Raw genomic sequence first — 18,454 nt, forward strand, 5'->3', positions numbered from 1 at the left:
CATAAATGTTTTCTATCCAAAACGTTCGCCTTTACTTAATAAGTATGCAAAAAATAAATTTAGATGCGTTTGCCCTGCATTTCGCCCAAGGAATAATTGGTAAAGCAGATAAATCTGCTACCTTAGCGGCGAAAGAAATAATAGGCGTCCAAACTTAAAATTTCATTTCATTCCGCCGAAGCCTCATTCCATTAGCTTCGGTTTTTTATGTCTTCCATTTTTTAATCAACTTATCTATCACATCCATAGGCAGCCTAAAATTGGTTTGCTTTAAGCGTCCCAATAACAATATGCCCTTTGGCTTGCCCACAATAAAATGTTCCACCATTTGCTCTACCAACCAAATACTGCCATGCACTTCAATATTGTGGTGCTCGGCTTCCTTTTTCAACTTGCCATCACAGGTCAATAAAACGGATTTCAATTGCAACGATTTCCATAATATGGTTTTGTCGTTCAACGACCTGTTTTGCCACTTCGTTTTAAACTGGCTCACTTCCAGTTCTTCTTCGGCAGTAAAAGTTAAAATAGTCAACTTATTGCTACGTTCAAATAATTCAAATGTTTCCTTCTGTTCCGTTTGCAGTATTTCTTTGTACACAAAATCTGTCGTACACACATCCAAGTCCAATGCAAAAAATTCTGGTAGGGCTTCAATTTTGTACAAGTCAAAAAATACACTTACATCCGTCACAACTACTTTCATACCATCTGGTTCATTTGCTCACGAAGTTTCCACGAGGAAATACCTGCAAAATGTGCAGCTTCATTGATGGTTAATACTTCTTTTGCCAATGCCAGATATACAAGCCGTTCCATACGGGTAGGTTTTTCTCTACTTAAAAACCTGCCAGGTTCATTCAAATGAAGTTTACGTTGTCGGTAATTCCTATTGAACATCCGATACACATGGTCGTTGATAATACCCAATTGTTTTGCCCTGCTAAAAATGGCAGCTATCGAAATGCCCCATCGCTGTTTGATAATAACAAGTTCCCGTTCATAAAAATGAAACCTGTCCTTATATAATTCCTTTCTTGCCATGTCCTCTGGGTACAATACCGCACTTGCAAATGAATGGCAAAGTGTTTCTTCTTGCTTTTCTGTTAAAGTGTCCGAAAATTGTAGGGCATGGTGTGCCAGTTCATGCAACGCAGTGAAGCGTTTGCGTACCACATCCTCTTGTTCAGTTTTGCACTTTTTTAAAACAATTACGGGCTTGCCGCTAATGTCTGCCTTCATGCCATCAAAAGCATCAGGGGCATCTATTTCTATTACTTTATACCCTTTGTCTTCCAGCATTTCTACAACATCGGTAATAGGGTCATAGCCAAGTTCCCAATCTAGTCTCAATGCCTTAGCAGCCTGTTCTGCATCTTCTGGGGTACTAATGATATTGGGGTAATTGAAATATTTGTTTTTTTCCTGAAAATTTAAAATCTCTTCCAACTCAAAATAACGTTCAAAACCTTCTTTAGTCTTTTCTTCAACAGATACCTCTTCAGCTTTGGTAAGCTTAGATGAATATTTTCTATAACTCACATTGGTCAACTCTACCAAAACACTCGGTGTAGAATAAAAATAGTCAACAGTTACTGCTAATGCACCTGCTAGTGCAATAAGCAATTGGCTATCAGGTCGCATCACACCTTGCTCGTATTTGTTCAACGACTGCTTGGTTACAGCATTGCCCAGTTTGTCGGACAATCCTTGCAACGATAAACCAGCCATTTTACGTGCCGCTATCAGTCTATTTGAAAACACATTTTCCATTAGTTGTTTAGTTTTAAGAAATGCTTCTTGTTGACAAAAGTACAAAATATATTCGTATTGTCAACAAGTATAAAAATAATTCTTTCCACGATTTACAGCTACCAATAGTTGTAATAAAGCTAACAAGCTTATAGCTATTGTACTTCCGTTAAGATATTCTAGGTCTTTACCTATAGTAGAAATCAGTAAGGCACGCTGGTAATAAATAAAGATGATTTTAAAGGCTGAAAAAGTAGCTTGCAACTGCAAGAAATACTGCTTAATAAGTGTCCAATATGTATAAAGTAGAAAAAGCATTTTCCCGATACTGATATTTTTTTTAATCATACAGCGGTTGTACGTGCAGTATAACAATTTGATCTACCAGCAAAAGAGATGTATTTGTGTATAATCACAGATTACATATATATGGGTGCGATTAATAGAGTCCATTAACCTGCAAAAAAACTTAATGAAAAATCCATCAAACACTGTTGATACGAAGTAAGAAACGACAGAACCAATATGACAGAAATTATTAGGAATATACAAACTTAACTTGACGCTAATAGCCAAAGGCGTAGAAATATTAAAGCAGATATCCAAGCCTGTAAACCCCGTCCTCATCATTCCAATCCATCATTATTTTCTAAAAGCCCAAAAAATACTTTTGGCTTTTTTTATGTTTTTTCTCATTGATTATCAATAGGGTACAACGGGTACAATCAAGCGTACAACAAATGTTGGACTTGATAACGGTCTTTCTGCGACCGTTCCTTTGTACAGAAATCAAGCTATCAAAGTCATCGGGAAAATGACCGTGATGTATCACTTAAAATAAAAAACAAAACCACATGTTTACAAACATCTCTTGGACGACCTACTTAACTTTTGTAGCCCTCTTTTTATCTGCATGGTACATTATTATTTGTCTTCGGTTCTACTCAAGCGACATCCTCAATTTTATTTCCAGCAAAGCGAAAGCCCAAAAAAGAGATAGTGACAATGGCCTACAACCAACTCAATATGCAGGAACAAAAACAGCAGCCTTAGAAGAAAATAACAATAATACAGCTTCTTTAAACGAAGCACAAACAGACAATCTTTTTGAGGATGTAGAAACGTACCCATTGTTCCGTCCCTTCGTGATAGGCTTTGCGGTAATGATATTTCCATCGGTACTGGGGCTAATCAATGGCATCATGAAACCAACCGTAACGACCACTGCTGAAATGGTCAAGGATTCCGACAAGGCCATTACAGAACTGCTCAAACAAAAAGAAGCAGCTATCAAGAAGACAGATACATGGCAGATGTATGTGGGCGAATCCGGTAGTGGTGATAGGGATAAATGGTACAAGTACACCCACCCCGATGACCCTACTGGAAGCAATGAGGGTATGTTTGAAAGTGTGGGCAACGACATCAAGTTCGCCATGTCAAAAGCCTCTTACAACTTCCGTAATTCTGTCAAGGAATGGATGAGCGAAGTATTGAGGGTACTTTATGAAGCAGCGGCACTCTGCATCAATACACTGCGGACATTCAATTTGATTGTGCTTGCCATATTGGGACCATTGGTATTCGGGATAGCTGTGTTCGATGGTTTCCAGCACACGTTAACGGTATGGATGGCACGTTATATCAACTACTTCCTCTGGTTGCCCGTTGCCAATATTTTCGGTTCCATTATTGGTAAAATACAGGAGAAGATGCTGCAACTCGATATTGGTCAGGTACAGTCTTCTGGTGATACTTTTTTCAGTTCAACGGATGTCGCCTATCTCGTCTTCATGATTATTGGTATCGTTGGGTATTTCACAGTGCCATCAGTCGCCAACTACATTGTCAATGCAGGTGGGGGCAGTGCCATGGTACAGAAAGTGACCAGCCTTTTCAGCAATACTTCAATGGGTGCTATCAATACCATGTCTTCCGGTGCTGGCATGGCCGTGGATGCAATGGGCAGTTCAGCAGGAAGGATGAGCAGTAGCATGGGCAGCTACGGTGCAAATTCTGGGTATTTCAATGAAGGGAATCCTTCAGGAAAATCTGGGTACATGCAGGACAAGCTATCGGGCAAATCTTGAACCCTTCAATTATCTACTAACAATACAAAAACATAACCCATGTTCAAAAAAATGCAAAATATAGATACCTCATTCAGGCATATACGCATATTCACGCTTGTTGTGGTAATCGCATGTGCAATCATCAGTTGCTTTGCAATATTCAAGAGTTTTAGGCTGGTATATGAGATGCAAAGCAAGGTTTATATACTGGCCAACGGCAAAGCATTGGAAGCTTACGCATCTGACCGTAAGGATAATATCCCTGTAGAGGCAAAAGACCATATCAAAAACTTCCACCAGTATTTCTTCACGCTTGACCCCGATGAAAAAGTGATACAGGCAAATATTACCAAGGCACTATATCTCGCAGATGGCTCGGCAAAACGTGAATATGATAACCTTAAAGAACAAGGTTACTATGCCAATGTGATAGCTGGCAATATCAGCCAAGAAATCAAAGTGGACAGCACCAGTCTGAACATTGATTCATACCCGTTCTATTTCCGCTGCTATGCTACCCAACATATCATCCGCACTACCAGCACGGTTACACGCAGCCTTATTACAGAAGGATACTTACGCAATGTTGGCCGTTCGGACAACAACCCCCACGGTTTCTTGATTGAACGCTGGACGACCATTGACAACAAAGATTTAAAAACCGAAAACCGATAAGTCATGTTTTCCATCTTCAGAAATAAAAAGAAACAAGAACCTGTCGGGGACAATGTCGCCCAGGGTAGGATAGCAAAGAATATTGTTGCATGGTGCATCCATTGGCAACAACGTTGGGCAAACTTTATGCAGAAGCAAACGGAACGTTTATCGGGCAATGGCAAGATGGTCATGTTGGTATTTTTCTGCCTTGTTACAGGTAGCCTCAGCATCTACCTGTTTGCCAGTAACCTGATAGGCAAGCCTTCAACAGCCATCCCTGTAACACGAATCAAAACCGCTTTGTCTTCAGGAAAATCTGGCGATGAAAACACAAAGTCCTCAGTAAGTATCACCAAGCATGAATACCAACGAATAAAAAGTTTTAGGGACTATATGGACAGCCTTGCGAGAAGCCCTTCTGGTAAATTGATTTATCAGGATATTATAGCACAACGTCCGGGGTTGATGGACAGTGTTGCACTCGTTGAAAAAATCTATCAGTTACAATCAAGAAAACAGTAGGGCAATGAAGGATTATGTGAACAGGGTAATTGAGGGGGACTGCCTTAAAATATTGAAGGACATTCCAAGCAAGAGTATCCGTATGGTACTTGCCGACCTGCCCTATGGCACTACTGCAAACCCGTGGGACAAGCCAATAGACCTAGAGAGATTATGGCAAGAATACGAAAGGGTAACAGTGGACAATGGTGTGTTTGCATTGACCTCGCAAGGGCTTTTTACTGCCAGTTTAATCATGAGCAACCCACAAATATTCAAGTACAAAATTGTATGGATAAAATCGGTCGCCACTAATTACCTGAACGCAAAAAAGCAACCATTGAGGCGGCATGAGGACATCTGCATTTTCTACAGGAAACAGCCAGTTTATAACCCCCAAATGTCCAATGGGAAAGCCTATACGGCAAGAAGGCATAGCAAGCCCAACAATAGTTATGGCATCCATGCTTCCACCACAAGCAGGAGCAATGGTTTGAGGTACCCAAATGATGTGGTATGCCATGAAGAAGACCATCTATACAGCAATACGGCAGTATCGGAAGGCAGGGTTTATCACCCAAATCAGAAACCTGTGTCGTTGGGGCGTTACCTCATCAGAACCTACTCAAATGAAGGGGATATTATACTTGACAATGCTTGTGGCAGTAGTAGTTTCCTTGTTGCTGCTGTACTTGAAAAAAGGCGTTTTATAGGGATAGAGAAAAACGAGTACGCATCACAGTTCAATGAACCAGTAGATTATATCAACATCTGCAACGAACGATTAAAAGAAGCATCCGCATGTAACCATGTAGCCAATGCTTTGCAACTAAATTTCAAACAATAAAAAATAAAATCATGGAACAGAAAACACATTCACAGAAATTCCTGCGGCAGCGTAAATTCTTGTTGATACTGCCGCTTTTGGTACTGCCCTTTATGACCCTTATGTTCTGGTCATTGGGTGGTGGAAAAACAGATAACGCCTCGGCACAGGATATTAAAAAAGGGTTCAACATGCAATTGCCAGGTGCCAACCTCAAGGATGACAAACCATTGGACAAACTCAGCTATTATGAGAAAGCTGCATCGGATTCGCTCAAGCTACAGCAGCTATTGAAAAACGACCCCAACTATCGTACAAAGCTTGATACGAATATGGTTTTGGATGAATTGGATACTTCGATATTCAGGGGCAATTATGGTATAACAAAAAGGAACAGTCACATCAACACTGGTATTGGCAAGACAGACCCTAACGAAGCTAAAGTGTACCGTAAATTGGCAGAATTGAATAATGCCCTCAATAAATCGACTAGCCAGTCAACAAGTACCGAGAGCAACATTGCAGCCCCTTATCGTACAAGCAATAACAATGTGAACAGCAGTGATGTTGACAGGTTGGAACAAATGATGGTTGCCATGAACCAGAAGGATGGTACAGACCCTGAAATGCAGCAACTGGGTGGTATGCTTGAAAAGATACTGGACATCCAGCACCCTGACCGTGTACAGGAACGCATCAAACAAAACTCTGAATCCAATAAAGGCCAAGTTTTTCCTGTTGCGGTAAACCCACACAATGATGCTGTTTCCCTATTGGACAACCAGACCGTTATCCAGCCACTATCAGACACGAACAATCATGGTAGTGTACGGCAGAACGGCTTCTATTCATTGGATAATATGATGGATGCAAGCAACAACCAAAATGCCATTGAAGCAGTCATCCATGAAACACAAACCCTGGTAAACGGTTCTACTGTCAAGCTGCGGCTTGTGAACGACATCTACATTAATGGTGTGCTGGTACCCAAGAACAATTTTGTTTACGGCACGGCACAGCTCAATGGGGAAAGGCTGGGCATCAAGGTTAATAGTATCCGTTATAGCAATTCACTTTTCCCGGTTCAGCTTCAGGTATATGACCTTGACGGTATGGATGGCATTTATATACCCGGTGCCATTTCCCGTGATGTGGCCAAGGAATCGGCCGACCGTTCATTGCAGGGCATCGGCTACACTTCTTTGGATCCATCCATAGGTGCACAAGCCGCTAGTGCTGGTATCGAAGCCGCCAAAACGCTGTTCAGCAAAAAAGTAAAACTCATCAAAGTATCCGTAAAAGCAGGTTACAAAGTATTGCTGCAAGATGAAAAGCAAAATCAGAAAAATTAAACCATAAACAATCTCAAACAAAAATCAATCATTTTAAAAATTCCCAAGTATGAAAAAGATATGTGCAGTAATGATAACAGGGATCATCATTTTACTAATGAACATTCAGGCATCCGCACAAACAGAAATGCCTATAACTAAAGATTCGGTGATTGCACCCTACACAATAGCGGTGACCTATTACAAAACAACCAATCTTGTTTTTCCCTATGCCATCAAAAGCGTGGACAGGGGCAGCAAGGACATCCTTGCACAAAAAGCAAAGGGTGTTGAAAATGTGCTTCAGGTAAAGGCTGCCCTTGACAGTTTTGCTGAGACAAACCTTACTGTGATAACTACCGATGGCAATCTTTACTCGTTTAATGTTGGCTACAGCGATACGCCCATGCACCTGACTATTGTTTTCCAGAAACAGGGCACTACGAAAATAGAATTCAGCGAACAGAAAGACCATACAAAGGAACTGTACGACCTGTCAAAAAAAGTCATGGAAAAAAAGAAAACATTCCTGCACCGAAAAGACAAACATGGTGAAATGAAGCTAAAATTGGTTAGCCTCTACATAGCCAATGACGTTTTCTATTTCAAGTTCTTTATCAACAATAAGTCGAATGTCAGTTATGATATGGATGCCATAAGGTTTGCAGTAAAGGACAAGCAAAAAGCAAAACGTACAGCCTCGCAGGAAACAGAACTGCAGCCCCTGTATTATTATGGCGAAACAGAAACCGTACCCGGAAAGCATCAGCAATATTTTGTTGTTGCTGTTCCAAAACTCACCCTTCCCGATAACAAATACCTTGATGTACATATCATCGAAAAGGGCGGTGGCAGAGACCTGCAACTTAAACTCAAGAACAGGCATATTATGAAGGCAAAACCAATTATATGACAGATGGCCATGCAATAGCAGATGAAGTGCTCGACCTCGTGAACATTGCACTATCGAAGGACGAACATTGGATGGCGTACAACCGTTCACTGTACTTTATAGACAAAACGGATGTGTATTTTTTCAAACAGCGAAGCGATGCTGATGGGTTTGTAAAGAACAACATCAGTGACAGCGACAATTTTCAGGTATTGCATTTCAATGGCATAGAAGATGTCCTAAAACAAGTGCCCTATGGCAAAGCACTGGCAGCAGAAACGGAACAGTACCAATTGACCCAAAAGGATGCTGATGCTAATCCACTCTTCAACAAGGAAGGGAATGCATTCACGGATGCATTGATAGACCATATCGAACAGCAACAAACAAATATTTTATCATTATCAAATCAAAAAATCATGAACCAGAAAAATTTTGACTTCCTGAAAGATCAGGTAAAGTACACAGGCTTTGGTGAAGGTCTTGAAAATGAGCTAAAGACAAAAATCGAAAAACAGTCACCAGATTTTCAGATTGCCCATAAAGCAAAATTTGGCAACGATGATGTATCGGCTGTCCTGCACTTTAAAAAATCGGCAGAGACGGATATGTATTTCTTTAACCGTTACGATGTTTCATTGAAGCCCGAACAATCTAAGGAAGATATGTCGCAGGCCTTCTATATCAACAAGGGCAGTAACATTACATTGAAAGAGGCCTATAACCTTATGAATGGCAGGGCAGTAAACAAAGACCTCACGAACAAGGAAGACCAGGTTTATAATGCTTGGGTGCAGCTTGATTTTAAACAGACAGATGCAAATGCGAACTACAAGTTCAAACAGTTCCATGAGAACTACGGGTACGACATCAATGCAGCACTTAATAAACATCCCATTAAGGAACTGGACACCGAGCAGGATAAAACAAGGCTGATAGAATCACTACAAAAAGGCAACCGCCAATCCGTAACATTTATGCAGAACGGTAGCGAGCAAAAGCAGTTCATTGAAGCCAACCCACAGTTCAAGACCATCAATATCTATGACAGCAATATGCAACGCATCGGCAATAAACAAGGGCAATATGAAAAACAGGGAAATGGTGAAAGGCAATCATCAAAGCAAAATGCCAAAGAGAAACAAAGTGGTTCGGATGATAGCGATGCTGCACCAAAGGCTTCGAACAAAAGAAAAAACAAGCAAACCATCAGCTAAAGGAAATAAACAGGATTAATCATCTTTAATGGAACAGTTACAACCACTTTCGGACTTTTTTAATGCTATTGAGAGTGACCCTCGCATTAGCATTACCCATATTGGTTTGTATGCTGCCCTACTGCAATATTGGAAAGAGCATCAGTACCAGAACCCAGTTAATGCTTTCAGTCATGAAATCATGCTTATTGCAAAAATATCAGCAGCTACGACTTACCACAAATGTGTGAAAGACTTGAGCGATTATGGTTATATCAAGTATGTGCCTTCCTTCAAAAAGAACCAAGGTAGCAAGGTTTATTTATTGGTAGCTGAATTATAATTATTAGTAAAAAAGTAAAAAGTGTCGTTATGGGATGGGAAGATAAAAATGGAAAGACCGCTGCCCCCATGTTGTTCCCGTATGAGCCTGACATTTTTTTGGAACAGATTAGGCAGGTCATCCGTGAAGAAATGTGCATCATGGAGAAAGAAAAGAAAGATGCAACTGCTGCATTGCCTTCCGAGTTTACCTATAAGCCATTGTACCGTTCCAAAGAAGTTTGTAGCATATTCCATATTTCCAAACCGACACTTTATGACTGGATTAAGAAAGGGAAACTGAAACCGTTAAAAGTAAGTTCAAGAGTGTATTTCTTGCTGAAAGATATTCAGGAACTATTGCAGCGGCAGCAATAATAGTAAGGGTTGTGGGCGTTAAAGAGGTTGCTAAAATTATTGGCAACCTCTTTTTTTATGGCAAAAAATTTAGTACCTTTGAAGAAGCTCTTTACAATAATGTTGCATCATGTATTTGTCGGTTAAAATGAGGTTTGTGCAAATTTTGTGCAAATTCCAGAAAAATAAAAAAGCAGCTATGATTTTTACGTCATAACTGCTTGATTTTCAACGTGGGCCCACCTGGGCATGATCCAGGGACCCCCTGATTATGAGTCAGGTGCTCTAACCAACTGAGCTATAGGCCCTAAAGTTGAGTGGTTAATCTCGACTTAAATGATATGTAAGAACTATTAACTTTTCTTTTGAGGCGGCAAAAATAAAGATTTGAAAATATTATCCAATTCTATTTTTAAGTTTTGGCTATTATTTTTGCAAAATGCAGCAAATTAAAAATATCATATTCGATTTAGGGGGTATTTTCCTAGAAATTCATTATCAAAAAACGAAAGACGCATTTACTAAGCTAGGTATTGAAGATTTTGATGCCTTATTTACGCAGCACCATGCTAACCATTTGTTTGAAGATTTAGAAACGGGTAAAATATCAGAGCTAGAATTCTACGAACGTTTTAGGCAAGATGGCAAAGTAAATTTTACTGACGCTGAAATAAAAGAAGCTTGGAACGCTATGTTGGGTAATTTTCCGCTAGAGCGTTTAGAATGGTTGAAAGCAATAAAAGATAAATACAATATTTTATTATTTTCTAATACCAACCAGATTCATTACGATGCTTTTATGGCAATCTATGAAGAAAATACTGGTAAAGCCGATTTTAATGACCATTTTATAAAAGCTTACTATTCGCAGTATTTAGGGTTGCGGAAGCCTTATGCTAATTCGTTTTTAGCTATTTTAGAAGAACAGAATCTATTGGCGGAAGAAACATTATTTATTGACGATACCATCAAAAATATTGAAGCAGCAGATGCACTAGGCATAAAAACCATACATCTCGTTGCGCCAAAAACGGTTTTAGATTTAGAGTTGTAGTTGTACTTGATTACTTGAGCCTTGTATCTTGAATACTAGTTTATTTCACTTCTTCAAAGTCAATATACTCATCATTGGTATTAGTAGTGGTAGATTTTTTCGGCGCTTCTGGCTGTGGCTGCTGAGCTGTAGTATGTTGCTGAAAACTTTGTTGTTCTTGCATTTGCTGTACTGTTTCTTTCATTTTAGAAACTGTACGGCTTACAGGAATTACCAATTCAAATACGAAACGGTATAAGCAATATATTAAAAAGCACCAAAAAATTAACTTTATCATAATGCTGCAAAGGTAATATGCTATCCCATTTCGCAGGGCATTTTCACAAATGCTTCACGTTATTGGCACCAATCAGTAGATTATGTTTAAATATTTACAGTATAATTTGGCACTTATAGCCTCAAGTCATTACATTTGCACCGAAAGAACGAATAACAGAAGGGAACGAGGTCGTTCCCTTCTTCTTTTTAACTATGGCAGCAGCAGAGCAAATACAAGTATTAGAATCATTTATTAACGGTGTTATTGCTAACGACCCAGAGATTTTTTTGGTGTCGCTAAAAATAAAACCCACTAATAACATTAAGGTGTTTTTAGACGCAGATACTGGCTTACCGATAGATAGATGTGTAAAAATAAACAGGCAATTATACAAGTTTATAGAAGAAGCAGGCATGTATCCTGAGGGCGATTTTAGCCTAGAAGTATCTAGCCCTGGTATTACCGAGCCTTTAAAAATGCACCGTCAATACCAAAAAAATATTGGTAGGGGTGTAGAAGTTGTATTAAATGATGCAACGGTAAGAGAGGGTGTTTTGCTTGATGTTGCAGAAGATGCTATTACCATAGAAACGAGCGAAGGCAAAGGCAAAAAACTAGTAGTAGCACAAGTAGAAATACTTTTTGAAAATATAAAATCAACAATAGTACAAATTAAATTTTAAAAGCGATTCTACGATGTAATAATTGTACATCATACATCGCACATTGTAAATATAACAGTATGGCAAGTATCAATTTAGTAGATGCCTTTCAGGATTTTAAAGAAGCAGAAAACCTTGACAGACCTACGCTGATGAAGGTAGTAGAAGATGTTTTTAAAACCTTGTTGCGTAAAAAATATGGTAGCGACGATAATTTTGACGTTATCGTAAACTCAGAAAAAGGTGACCTTGAAATTATTCGTAGAAGAATGATTGTAGAAGATGGTGAGGTGATAGATCCCTTGGCTGAGGTAGCTTATACGCAAGCTATTAAAATTGAGCCTGACTTTGAAGTGGGTGAAGAATTGTACGAAGAGATGGATATGCTAGACTTTGGCAGAAGAGCTATTTTGGCTGCCAAACAAACTTTAGCTAGCCGTATTGGTGATTTAAAGAAAACAGAATTAATTAAAAAATACAACGAACGTGTAGGCGAAATTATTTCTGCTGAGGTTTATCAGGTTTGGAAAAAAGAGGTGTTGTTACTAGATGAAGAAGGCAACGAATTGATATTACCAAAATCTGAACAAATACCACAAGACTACTTTAAAAAAGGTGAAAATGCACGTGCAGTAATTGAGCGTGTAGACTTGAAAAACAATAATCCTGTTATCATTTTATCTAGAACAAGCCCTTTGTTTTTAGCCAAGTTGCTAGAAATAGAAGTTCCTGAAATTATGGATGGCTTAATTTCTATTAAGAAAATAGTACGTGACCCAGGTGAAAGAGCAAAAGTTGCTGTAGAAAGCTACGATGATCGTATTGACCCTGTAGGTGCTTGCGTAGGTATGAAAGGTAGCCGTATTCATGGTATTGTACGTGAATTGAAAAACGAAAACATTGATATCATTAACTATACCACCAATAATCAGTTGTTAATTCAGCGTTCATTAACGCCTGCAAAAATTAGCTACATGAAGATTGATGAGGACAAAAAACAAGTAGATGCTTACTTAGAGCAAGACCAAGTATCGCTTGCTATTGGTCGTCGTGGTGTAAATATTAAACTAGCTTGTGAGTTGACTGGTTACGAGATTGATGTGTTTAGAAAAGATGAAGAAGTAAGCAACGAGTTTGATATTGACTTAGATGAATTTAGCGATGAAATTGAAATGTGGATTATTGATGAGTTTAAACGTGTAGGTTGCGATACTGCTAAGAGCGTATTGAGCTTAACTGCAGAAGAACTTGAACGTAGAACAGACCTTGAAAAAGAAACTATAAACGACGTATTACGAATTCTGAAAGAGGAATTTGAAAGAGAAGAAGAAGGTGCTTAATTTGTGGTGTAATTGATAGTAAGAAGGTTACTTTAAGTGTAATTTAGAATTAACTATCAGAGTAGCACAATAAAGAACAAAACGTACAAGTGTGCGACGCAACAAAAGCAACATAAAAGTGCTAAAGTTGGTCTCATAAAAATATAAAATAGTTTTAAGAGAGTATGTAACTTAAAACTTAAGACAAATTAAAAACACTGAATGTCAGAACTGAAATTACCAAGGTTATTAGCCGCAGCTAAAGAGTTTAACGTGGGTCAAGATACCCTTGTAGATGCTTTGGCAAAACGTGGCTTTAACAAGGATGGCCTTACTGCTACAACTAAGCTTACTGAAGACATGTATCGTGCTTTACAAGCTGAGTTTCAAAGCGATAAGCAAGCTAAAAACAAAGCTGATCAGGTAGAAATACCTAAGGGCCAACAAAGTGAACGTAAAAGAAGAGATGAGGAAGAAATCTCTTTTAGAAAAGATGCTGTAAAACCAGCACCTGCAGTGGTTACGCCTAAAGAAGAACCAGTAGCTACACCAGTTGTAGCACCTGCACCGCCACCACCAGTAGTAGAAGTGGCTCCGCCACCAGTAGTAGTGGAAGCACCAAAAGTAGAGGTAGCACCACCACCAGTGGCTGTAATAGCACCTGTTGTAGAAACAAAAGTTACTGAACCTGAGGATACTAACGAAATTGTTAGAATTGAGGCGCCAGAATTAGAGGGTCCGAAAATACTTGGTACGGTAGATTTATCTGCTATAGACAATTCTACTAGACCAAAAAAAGGTGTAAAAAAGAAAGAAGAACCAGTTAGTGCACCAGTACCAACTGTTGAAAAAGTAGCACCAAAGGTTGCACCTGTGGTGGAAGCATCAAAACCAATAGCTGAGCCTGTACCAGTTGTAAAAGCACCTGTACAAGAAGTGATTGTAGCACCAGTTGCGCCTGTTGTTGTTGAAGACAGTGCACCTGTAATTGAAAATATTGAAGTTGAGAAACTAACTGGCCCTAAAATTTTAGGAAAAATTGAATTGCCAGTAGATAGCGATACTAGACCAAAACCATTAAGCGCTGAAGAACGCAAAATTCGCAAACGCATACCTGTAGATAACAGACGCGTAGGCGGTGCGCAGCCATATGGTGGTCAGCAAGGCGGAGGTGGAAATTTCCAAAATCGTGGCCCGCAACAAGGTGGTGGCTTTAATAGAGGTGGGCAAGGTCAGGCACCAGCACCTCAAGCACCAGGTACTGGCAATAGTAGACCAATTGTACCTGCTAATAACCGTAATGGTGGTGCAGGTGGTGGTGGATTTAATCGTGGCCCTCAAGGCGGTGGCGGCTTTAACCGTGGTCCTCAGGGTGGTGGCGGTAACAGACCAACTGGTGGTAACAATCGTCCAATTACTCGTAGAGATGATAAGGAAATAGACGCAAAAGAAATTCAAGATAAAATTAAGGAAACACAAGCCAAACTAAGTGGTGGCGGTGGTAGAGGTAAGAGCTTGAAAGCTAAATATCGCCGTGCAAAACGCGAAGAAGCTGCTGATGCGCAAAACGAAATGGGTGGTGATGACAATAAGCTACAAGTAACAGAATTTGTTACTGTAAGTGAATTAGCCAACCTAATGGATGTAAGCTTTGCAGATGTTATTGGAAAATGTATGGGCTTAGGTATTATGGTTAGTATTAACCAACGCCTCGATGCAGAAGTAATTGAATTAGTAGCAAGCGAGTTTGACTTTGAAGTAGAATTTATAGGTGTTGATGATATAGATGAGGATGATGACAATGAAGAAGATGCACTAGAAGATAACGAAAGTCGTCCACCAATTGTAACGATCATGGGTCACGTTGACCATGGTAAAACCTCATTGCTAGATTATATTCGTAATGCGAATGTGGTTGCAGGTGAGGCTGGTGGTATCACACAACACATTGGTGCCTACGAGGTTACATTACCAAATGGTAAGGCGATTACTTTCTTAGATACACCTGGTCACGAAGCGTTTACAGCGATGCGTGCAAGAGGTGCTAAGGTTACCGATATTTCTGTAATTGTGGTTGCTGCTGATGATGCTGTGATGCCACAAACTAAAGAGGCTATCAGTCACTCGCAAGCAGCCAGTGTACCAATGATTTTTGCGGTAAATAAGATTGATAGAGATGGCGCAAACCCTCAAAAAATATACGAGCAATTAGCTGGTATGAATATCTTGGTAGAAAGTTGGGGTGGTAAATTCCAAAGCCAAGAATTATCGGCTAAGCAAGGTTTAAATGTTGATTTATTGCTAGAAAAAATATTACTAGAAGCCGAATTGTTAGACGTAAAAGCTAACTCTGCAAAAGAAGCTACCGGTTCTATTATCGAGGCATCTTTAGATAAAGGTCGTGGTTATGTAGCCACAATACTTGTACAAAATGGTACTTTACGTCAGGGCGACTTGATGGTTTCTGGTCAGCACTACGGTCGTGTAAAAGCGATGTTTAATGAGCGTAACCAACGTATTACCATTGCGCCACCATCTACACCAGTAGTAATATTAGGTTTAAATGGTGCACCACAAGCTGGTGAAAAATTCAAAGTATATCAAGAAGAATCTGAAGCAAAAGAAGTAGCTACTAAACGTGCGCAAATTTCTCGTGAACAAGGTTTACGTGCTAGAAAACACATTACTTTAGATGAAATCGGTCGTCGTTTGGCACTTGGTAACTTTAAAGAATTGAATATCATTATTAAAGGTGATGTGGATGGTTCAGTAGAGGCATTAAGTGACTCATTACAAAAACTATCTAATCAAGAAATTGCCATTCGTGTTGTACACAAGGCGGTTGGTCAAATTTCAGAAAGCGATATTTTATTAGCTGCGGCCTCAGATGCTATTATTGTAGGCTTTAACGTGCGTCCTTCATCTCAAGCTAATAAACTAGCTGAAAACGAAGGTGTACAGGTGAAATTATACTCTATCATTTACACTGCTATTGACGAAATTAGAAGTGCGATGGAAGGTATGTTGGAACCAAAAGTTGAAGAGAAAGAAGTTGCGACAGTGGAAATACGTGAGGTGTATAAATTTGACAAAGCAACCGTTGCAGGTTGTTATGTTCAAGAAGGTAAAATTAAACGTGACCACAAGATTCGTGTATTTAGAGACGGTATTTTGGTGTACCCAAGACATGAAGGCGGTTTCGCTGAATTGGGCAGCTTAAAACGCTTTAAAGACGACATGAAGGAAGTAAACAATGGTTATGAGTGTGGTTTAACTGTAAAAGGTTTTGCCGACTTAAACGTAAACGATACTATTGTAGCTTACGAAGAAGAAGAAGTAAAACGTACTTTGTAAATAGTACTTAGTTACAGATATTTTTTAGAAAAGGGTTGCTAGTATAGCAGCCCTTTTTTATTGCTTATAAAGCATCAAGAAATAAAATTCACCTACACCAAAAACCATTCTTACTGCTTAACAAAAGGTTAACCATTGCAATTCCAACCTAAAGTAGAAAATAAGTGCTGTATTATCTCTACATACTGGGTGTTTTTATCCGTTTTTAGGCAAAAAATAATGTTACAACACGGTTAGCAAATATTTAACAGCCGTTAGTCCATATCTTCCTGTGTAGGCTTGTTACGTTTTTAGTTTTGGTGCGTTAAAGATCAAAATTAAAAACAACAAACCTCAATTATTATGAAAAAAGTAACAGCCTTAATGGCAATCTTCATGGCCTTAGCAATTGCATCATTTGCAGAACCAAACGAAAAAGTTTTAAAAGCATTTGGCAACGCTTTTCCAAACATTGCGAAAGTAGAATGGGGCGGCACAAATGAGCAACCTACAGCCTATTTTAAAATGAACAACATTCAAACAAGAGTAAGCTTTGATAAGGATGGCAATTTTCTTCGTTCGATGCGTTACTACACAGAAAAAGAATTACCAACTAGCATTTTATTTGCCTTGCAAAGGAAACATGCAGATAAAAAAGTTACTGGCGTAACAGAAACATCCGATGCTGAAGGTAATACCACTTACTACATTAAAATGCAGGATGATAAAAATTGGTGGACATTGAAAACTACCAACGGTGCCAGCTTTGAAGTGTATGAGAAATATAAAGTACAATCTGTCTTGTACTAAAATAGGTTAACAATTGCTATAGTAAGAATTTTACTCTACACCTTAAATTTTACCATTCTCTTAGCTACACAATTCTGACAGTTCTTGCAAATGCTTTTCAAGCAAGGTTTTGTATCTGAAAAATACTTTCACACGTTCTTTAATAATCGTTTTACCCAAGCAGGAAAAAGCCGCTATTGTAGCAGCCACAGTGGCATCAAAGTCAGCATGGGTAGAGCATGTCATTTCTGATAGTAATTCATCATTAACTGACTAGATAACTGGTTTTGTTTTATTAGGAGTAACATCTACAAATTGACCACCTGCATAATTATTAATTTTTTATACTTCATTCGTTCGGTTAACTTACTATTTTTAGCACAATAGCAATAGCTAAGAATAGATGATTTATTGGCATATATAACGACTAGAAGATTTAAAAAAGACTAGATTTAGTGCATTAGTTTTAAAATAAGCAATAAGTATTACAGTCTTTTTATAAAATAGCCAGATATTTATAAAAAGTGAAGCGGTGAATTTGTATATATTTACTACCTCGTATAAAACTAGCTATGGAAAAAAATAGACCAAAACTAAAATCTGATATACACTTAGATGAGATGGATTTTGCCATTTTGAATTACTTGCAAACAGACGGTAGAACATCGTTTACAGTAATTGCAGAAAAGCTAGATGTATCTATTGGAACAATTCGTACAAGGTTTAACAGATTGCTTGAAGAAAAAGTGATAAACATTACAGGTAGAGTGGACCCAGCAAAAGTTGGTTTTAGATGCTATGCACATATTGCGGTATATATTAGGCCCACAACATTAAAAGAACAAATTGCTCAAACCATTGCTGCTATGCCAGAAGTAAGTTTTTTGGCGGGTACCTCGGGCGATTATGACCTTGGTGTAGAAGTAATGTGTACAGATAACGACCACCTTGAGCATTTTATTAATGAAATCTCTAAAATAGAGGGCATTTTTCAAACGAAAACCACCATTTACTTTAAGGTATATAAATACGCTCAACCAGAACTTGGCTTGCTAGATCATTAAAAAACTAAAAAAACTTTTTTAGCTTTTAACAAATATTTGCCTTTGTAATATGAGAAATAATTCCATAAC

Annotated in this window: 19 protein-coding genes and 1 tRNA gene; 15 read left to right on the forward strand and 5 right to left on the reverse strand. The window is 38.7% G+C overall.

Features of this window, described 5'->3' with window-relative positions:
* Positions 1 to 205: 205 nt before the first annotated feature.
* Both ACT9TX_RS04960 and ACT9TX_RS04965 read right to left on the reverse strand, forming a co-directional pair.
* Entirely contained in the window at positions 206 to 706 is a 501-nt protein-coding gene (locus ACT9TX_RS04960) for a PIN domain-containing protein (RefSeq protein ID WP_481337119.1), read from the reverse strand.
* Positions 703 to 1,773 carry a helix-turn-helix domain-containing protein gene (locus ACT9TX_RS04965; RefSeq protein WP_481337120.1) on the reverse strand — a complete coding sequence of 357 codons (1,071 nt, stop codon included), beginning with the start codon at positions 1,771 to 1,773 and terminating at the stop codon, positions 703 to 705. The genes ACT9TX_RS04960 and ACT9TX_RS04965 overlap by 4 nt, the downstream gene beginning before the upstream one ends.
* 833 nt (positions 1,774 to 2,606) lie before the next feature.
* On the opposite strand from ACT9TX_RS04965, the gene traJ reads away from it, so the two are divergent.
* The 9 genes from traJ (at position 2,607) to ACT9TX_RS05010 (ending at position 9,926) form a co-directional block, all read left to right on the forward strand.
* Complete coding sequence (gene traJ, locus ACT9TX_RS04970) at positions 2,607 to 3,842, forward strand: conjugative transposon protein TraJ (protein ID WP_481337121.1); 1,236 nt, start codon at positions 2,607 to 2,609, stop codon at positions 3,840 to 3,842.
* A 39-nt stretch (positions 3,843 to 3,881) separates the two neighbouring features.
* Entirely contained in the window at positions 3,882 to 4,499 is a 618-nt protein-coding gene (gene traK / locus ACT9TX_RS04975; protein ID WP_379015527.1) for a conjugative transposon protein TraK, read from the forward strand.
* Between the two features lie 3 nt (positions 4,500 to 4,502).
* Positions 4,503 to 5,003, forward strand: coding sequence for a hypothetical protein (locus ACT9TX_RS04980; protein ID WP_481337122.1), 501 nt, complete (start codon positions 4,503 to 4,505; stop codon positions 5,001 to 5,003).
* A gap of 82 nt (positions 5,004 to 5,085) precedes the next feature.
* On the forward strand, positions 5,086 to 5,829 hold the full coding sequence (locus tag ACT9TX_RS04985; RefSeq protein ID WP_481337123.1) for a DNA-methyltransferase: 744 nt from the start codon (positions 5,086 to 5,088) through the stop codon (positions 5,827 to 5,829).
* Positions 5,830 to 5,840: 11 nt separating this feature from the next.
* Positions 5,841 to 7,160, forward strand: a complete 1,320-nt coding sequence (gene traM / locus ACT9TX_RS04990) for a conjugative transposon protein TraM (protein ID WP_481337124.1) — start codon at positions 5,841 to 5,843, stop codon at positions 7,158 to 7,160.
* Positions 7,161 to 7,209: 49 nt separating this feature from the next.
* Entirely contained in the window at positions 7,210 to 8,052 is an 843-nt protein-coding gene (gene traN, locus ACT9TX_RS04995) for a conjugative transposon protein TraN (protein WP_481337125.1), read from the forward strand.
* Entirely contained in the window at positions 8,049 to 9,248 is a 1,200-nt protein-coding gene (locus ACT9TX_RS05000) for a hypothetical protein (RefSeq protein ID WP_481337126.1), read from the forward strand. Before traN ends, ACT9TX_RS05000 begins: the two co-directional genes overlap by 4 nt.
* A gap of 28 nt (positions 9,249 to 9,276) precedes the next feature.
* On the forward strand, positions 9,277 to 9,570 hold the full coding sequence (locus ACT9TX_RS05005) for a hypothetical protein (RefSeq protein WP_481337127.1): 294 nt from the start codon (positions 9,277 to 9,279) through the stop codon (positions 9,568 to 9,570).
* Positions 9,571 to 9,599: 29 nt separating this feature from the next.
* Positions 9,600 to 9,926 (forward strand): helix-turn-helix domain-containing protein, encoded by a 327-nt coding sequence (locus ACT9TX_RS05010; protein WP_481337128.1) that lies wholly within the window; start codon positions 9,600 to 9,602, stop codon positions 9,924 to 9,926.
* A gap of 213 nt (positions 9,927 to 10,139) precedes the next feature.
* On the opposite strand, the gene ACT9TX_RS05015 is transcribed toward ACT9TX_RS05010, so the two are convergent.
* A tRNA-Ile gene (locus tag ACT9TX_RS05015) sits at positions 10,140 to 10,213 on the reverse strand.
* Between the two features lie 131 nt (positions 10,214 to 10,344).
* Here ACT9TX_RS05015 and ACT9TX_RS05020 point away from each other — a divergent pair.
* Positions 10,345 to 10,959, forward strand: coding sequence for an HAD family hydrolase (locus ACT9TX_RS05020; RefSeq protein WP_481337129.1), 615 nt, complete (start codon positions 10,345 to 10,347; stop codon positions 10,957 to 10,959).
* Positions 10,960 to 10,999: 40 nt separating this feature from the next.
* Here the strand turns inward: ACT9TX_RS05020 and ACT9TX_RS05025 are convergent, their stop codons facing one another.
* Entirely contained in the window at positions 11,000 to 11,236 is a 237-nt protein-coding gene (locus ACT9TX_RS05025; RefSeq protein WP_481337130.1) for a hypothetical protein, read from the reverse strand.
* Positions 11,237 to 11,430: 194 nt separating this feature from the next.
* Between ACT9TX_RS05025 and ACT9TX_RS05030 the strand changes: the two genes are divergently transcribed.
* The 4 genes from ACT9TX_RS05030 to ACT9TX_RS05045 all read left to right on the forward strand — a co-directional run bounded on the left by ACT9TX_RS05030 (position 11,431) and on the right by ACT9TX_RS05045 (position 17,342).
* Positions 11,431 to 11,901 (forward strand): LSm family protein, encoded by a 471-nt coding sequence (locus ACT9TX_RS05030; RefSeq protein WP_481337131.1) that lies wholly within the window; start codon positions 11,431 to 11,433, stop codon positions 11,899 to 11,901.
* Positions 11,902 to 11,960: 59 nt separating this feature from the next.
* Positions 11,961 to 13,220 carry a transcription termination factor NusA gene (gene nusA, locus ACT9TX_RS05035; protein ID WP_481337132.1) on the forward strand — a complete coding sequence of 420 codons (1,260 nt, stop codon included), beginning with the start codon at positions 11,961 to 11,963 and terminating at the stop codon, positions 13,218 to 13,220.
* Positions 13,221 to 13,421: 201 nt separating this feature from the next.
* On the forward strand, positions 13,422 to 16,553 hold the full coding sequence (gene infB, locus ACT9TX_RS05040; RefSeq protein ID WP_481337133.1) for a translation initiation factor IF-2: 3,132 nt from the start codon (positions 13,422 to 13,424) through the stop codon (positions 16,551 to 16,553).
* Between the two features lie 342 nt (positions 16,554 to 16,895).
* Entirely contained in the window at positions 16,896 to 17,342 is a 447-nt protein-coding gene (locus ACT9TX_RS05045) for a hypothetical protein (RefSeq protein ID WP_481337134.1), read from the forward strand.
* 60 nt (positions 17,343 to 17,402) lie between these two features.
* On the opposite strand, the gene ACT9TX_RS05050 is transcribed toward ACT9TX_RS05045, so the two are convergent.
* Positions 17,403 to 17,567, reverse strand: coding sequence for a hypothetical protein (locus ACT9TX_RS05050; protein WP_481337135.1), 165 nt, complete (start codon positions 17,565 to 17,567; stop codon positions 17,403 to 17,405).
* A 326-nt stretch (positions 17,568 to 17,893) separates the two neighbouring features.
* On the opposite strand from ACT9TX_RS05050, the gene ACT9TX_RS05055 reads away from it, so the two are divergent.
* Positions 17,894 to 18,385, forward strand: coding sequence for an Lrp/AsnC family transcriptional regulator (locus ACT9TX_RS05055; protein WP_481337136.1), 492 nt, complete (start codon positions 17,894 to 17,896; stop codon positions 18,383 to 18,385).
* Positions 18,386 to 18,454 lie beyond the last annotated feature (69 nt).

Source organism: Parasediminibacterium sp. HNIBRBA5674 (assembly GCF_056745525.1).

What these genes read in the sequence shown, in the direction of transcription:
- ACT9TX_RS04960 (WP_481337119.1), bottom strand. Translation starts at nt 706, where the DNA reads ATGAAAGTAGTTGTGACGGATGTAAGTGTATTTTTTGACTTGTACAAA.
- ACT9TX_RS04965 (WP_481337120.1), bottom strand. Translation starts at nt 1,773, where the DNA reads ATGGAAAATGTGTTTTCAAATAGACTGATAGCGGCACGTAAAATGGCT.
- traJ (WP_481337121.1), top strand. Translation starts at nt 2,607, where the DNA reads ATGTTTACAAACATCTCTTGGACGACCTACTTAACTTTTGTAGCCCTC.
- traK (WP_379015527.1), top strand. Translation starts at nt 3,882, where the DNA reads ATGTTCAAAAAAATGCAAAATATAGATACCTCATTCAGGCATATACGC.
- ACT9TX_RS04980 (WP_481337122.1), top strand. Translation starts at nt 4,503, where the DNA reads ATGTTTTCCATCTTCAGAAATAAAAAGAAACAAGAACCTGTCGGGGAC.
- ACT9TX_RS04985 (WP_481337123.1), top strand. Translation starts at nt 5,086, where the DNA reads ATGGTACTTGCCGACCTGCCCTATGGCACTACTGCAAACCCGTGGGAC.
- traM (WP_481337124.1), top strand. Translation starts at nt 5,841, where the DNA reads ATGGAACAGAAAACACATTCACAGAAATTCCTGCGGCAGCGTAAATTC.
- traN (WP_481337125.1), top strand. Translation starts at nt 7,210, where the DNA reads ATGAAAAAGATATGTGCAGTAATGATAACAGGGATCATCATTTTACTA.
- ACT9TX_RS05000 (WP_481337126.1), top strand. Translation starts at nt 8,049, where the DNA reads ATGACAGATGGCCATGCAATAGCAGATGAAGTGCTCGACCTCGTGAAC.
- ACT9TX_RS05005 (WP_481337127.1), top strand. Translation starts at nt 9,277, where the DNA reads ATGGAACAGTTACAACCACTTTCGGACTTTTTTAATGCTATTGAGAGT.
- ACT9TX_RS05010 (WP_481337128.1), top strand. Translation starts at nt 9,600, where the DNA reads ATGGGATGGGAAGATAAAAATGGAAAGACCGCTGCCCCCATGTTGTTC.
- ACT9TX_RS05020 (WP_481337129.1), top strand. Translation starts at nt 10,345, where the DNA reads ATGCAGCAAATTAAAAATATCATATTCGATTTAGGGGGTATTTTCCTA.
- ACT9TX_RS05025 (WP_481337130.1), bottom strand. Translation starts at nt 11,236, where the DNA reads ATGATAAAGTTAATTTTTTGGTGCTTTTTAATATATTGCTTATACCGT.
- ACT9TX_RS05030 (WP_481337131.1), top strand. Translation starts at nt 11,431, where the DNA reads ATGGCAGCAGCAGAGCAAATACAAGTATTAGAATCATTTATTAACGGT.
- nusA (WP_481337132.1), top strand. Translation starts at nt 11,961, where the DNA reads ATGGCAAGTATCAATTTAGTAGATGCCTTTCAGGATTTTAAAGAAGCA.
- infB (WP_481337133.1), top strand. Translation starts at nt 13,422, where the DNA reads ATGTCAGAACTGAAATTACCAAGGTTATTAGCCGCAGCTAAAGAGTTT.
- ACT9TX_RS05045 (WP_481337134.1), top strand. Translation starts at nt 16,896, where the DNA reads ATGAAAAAAGTAACAGCCTTAATGGCAATCTTCATGGCCTTAGCAATT.
- ACT9TX_RS05050 (WP_481337135.1), bottom strand. Translation starts at nt 17,567, where the DNA reads ATGACATGCTCTACCCATGCTGACTTTGATGCCACTGTGGCTGCTACA.
- ACT9TX_RS05055 (WP_481337136.1), top strand. Translation starts at nt 17,894, where the DNA reads ATGGAAAAAAATAGACCAAAACTAAAATCTGATATACACTTAGATGAG.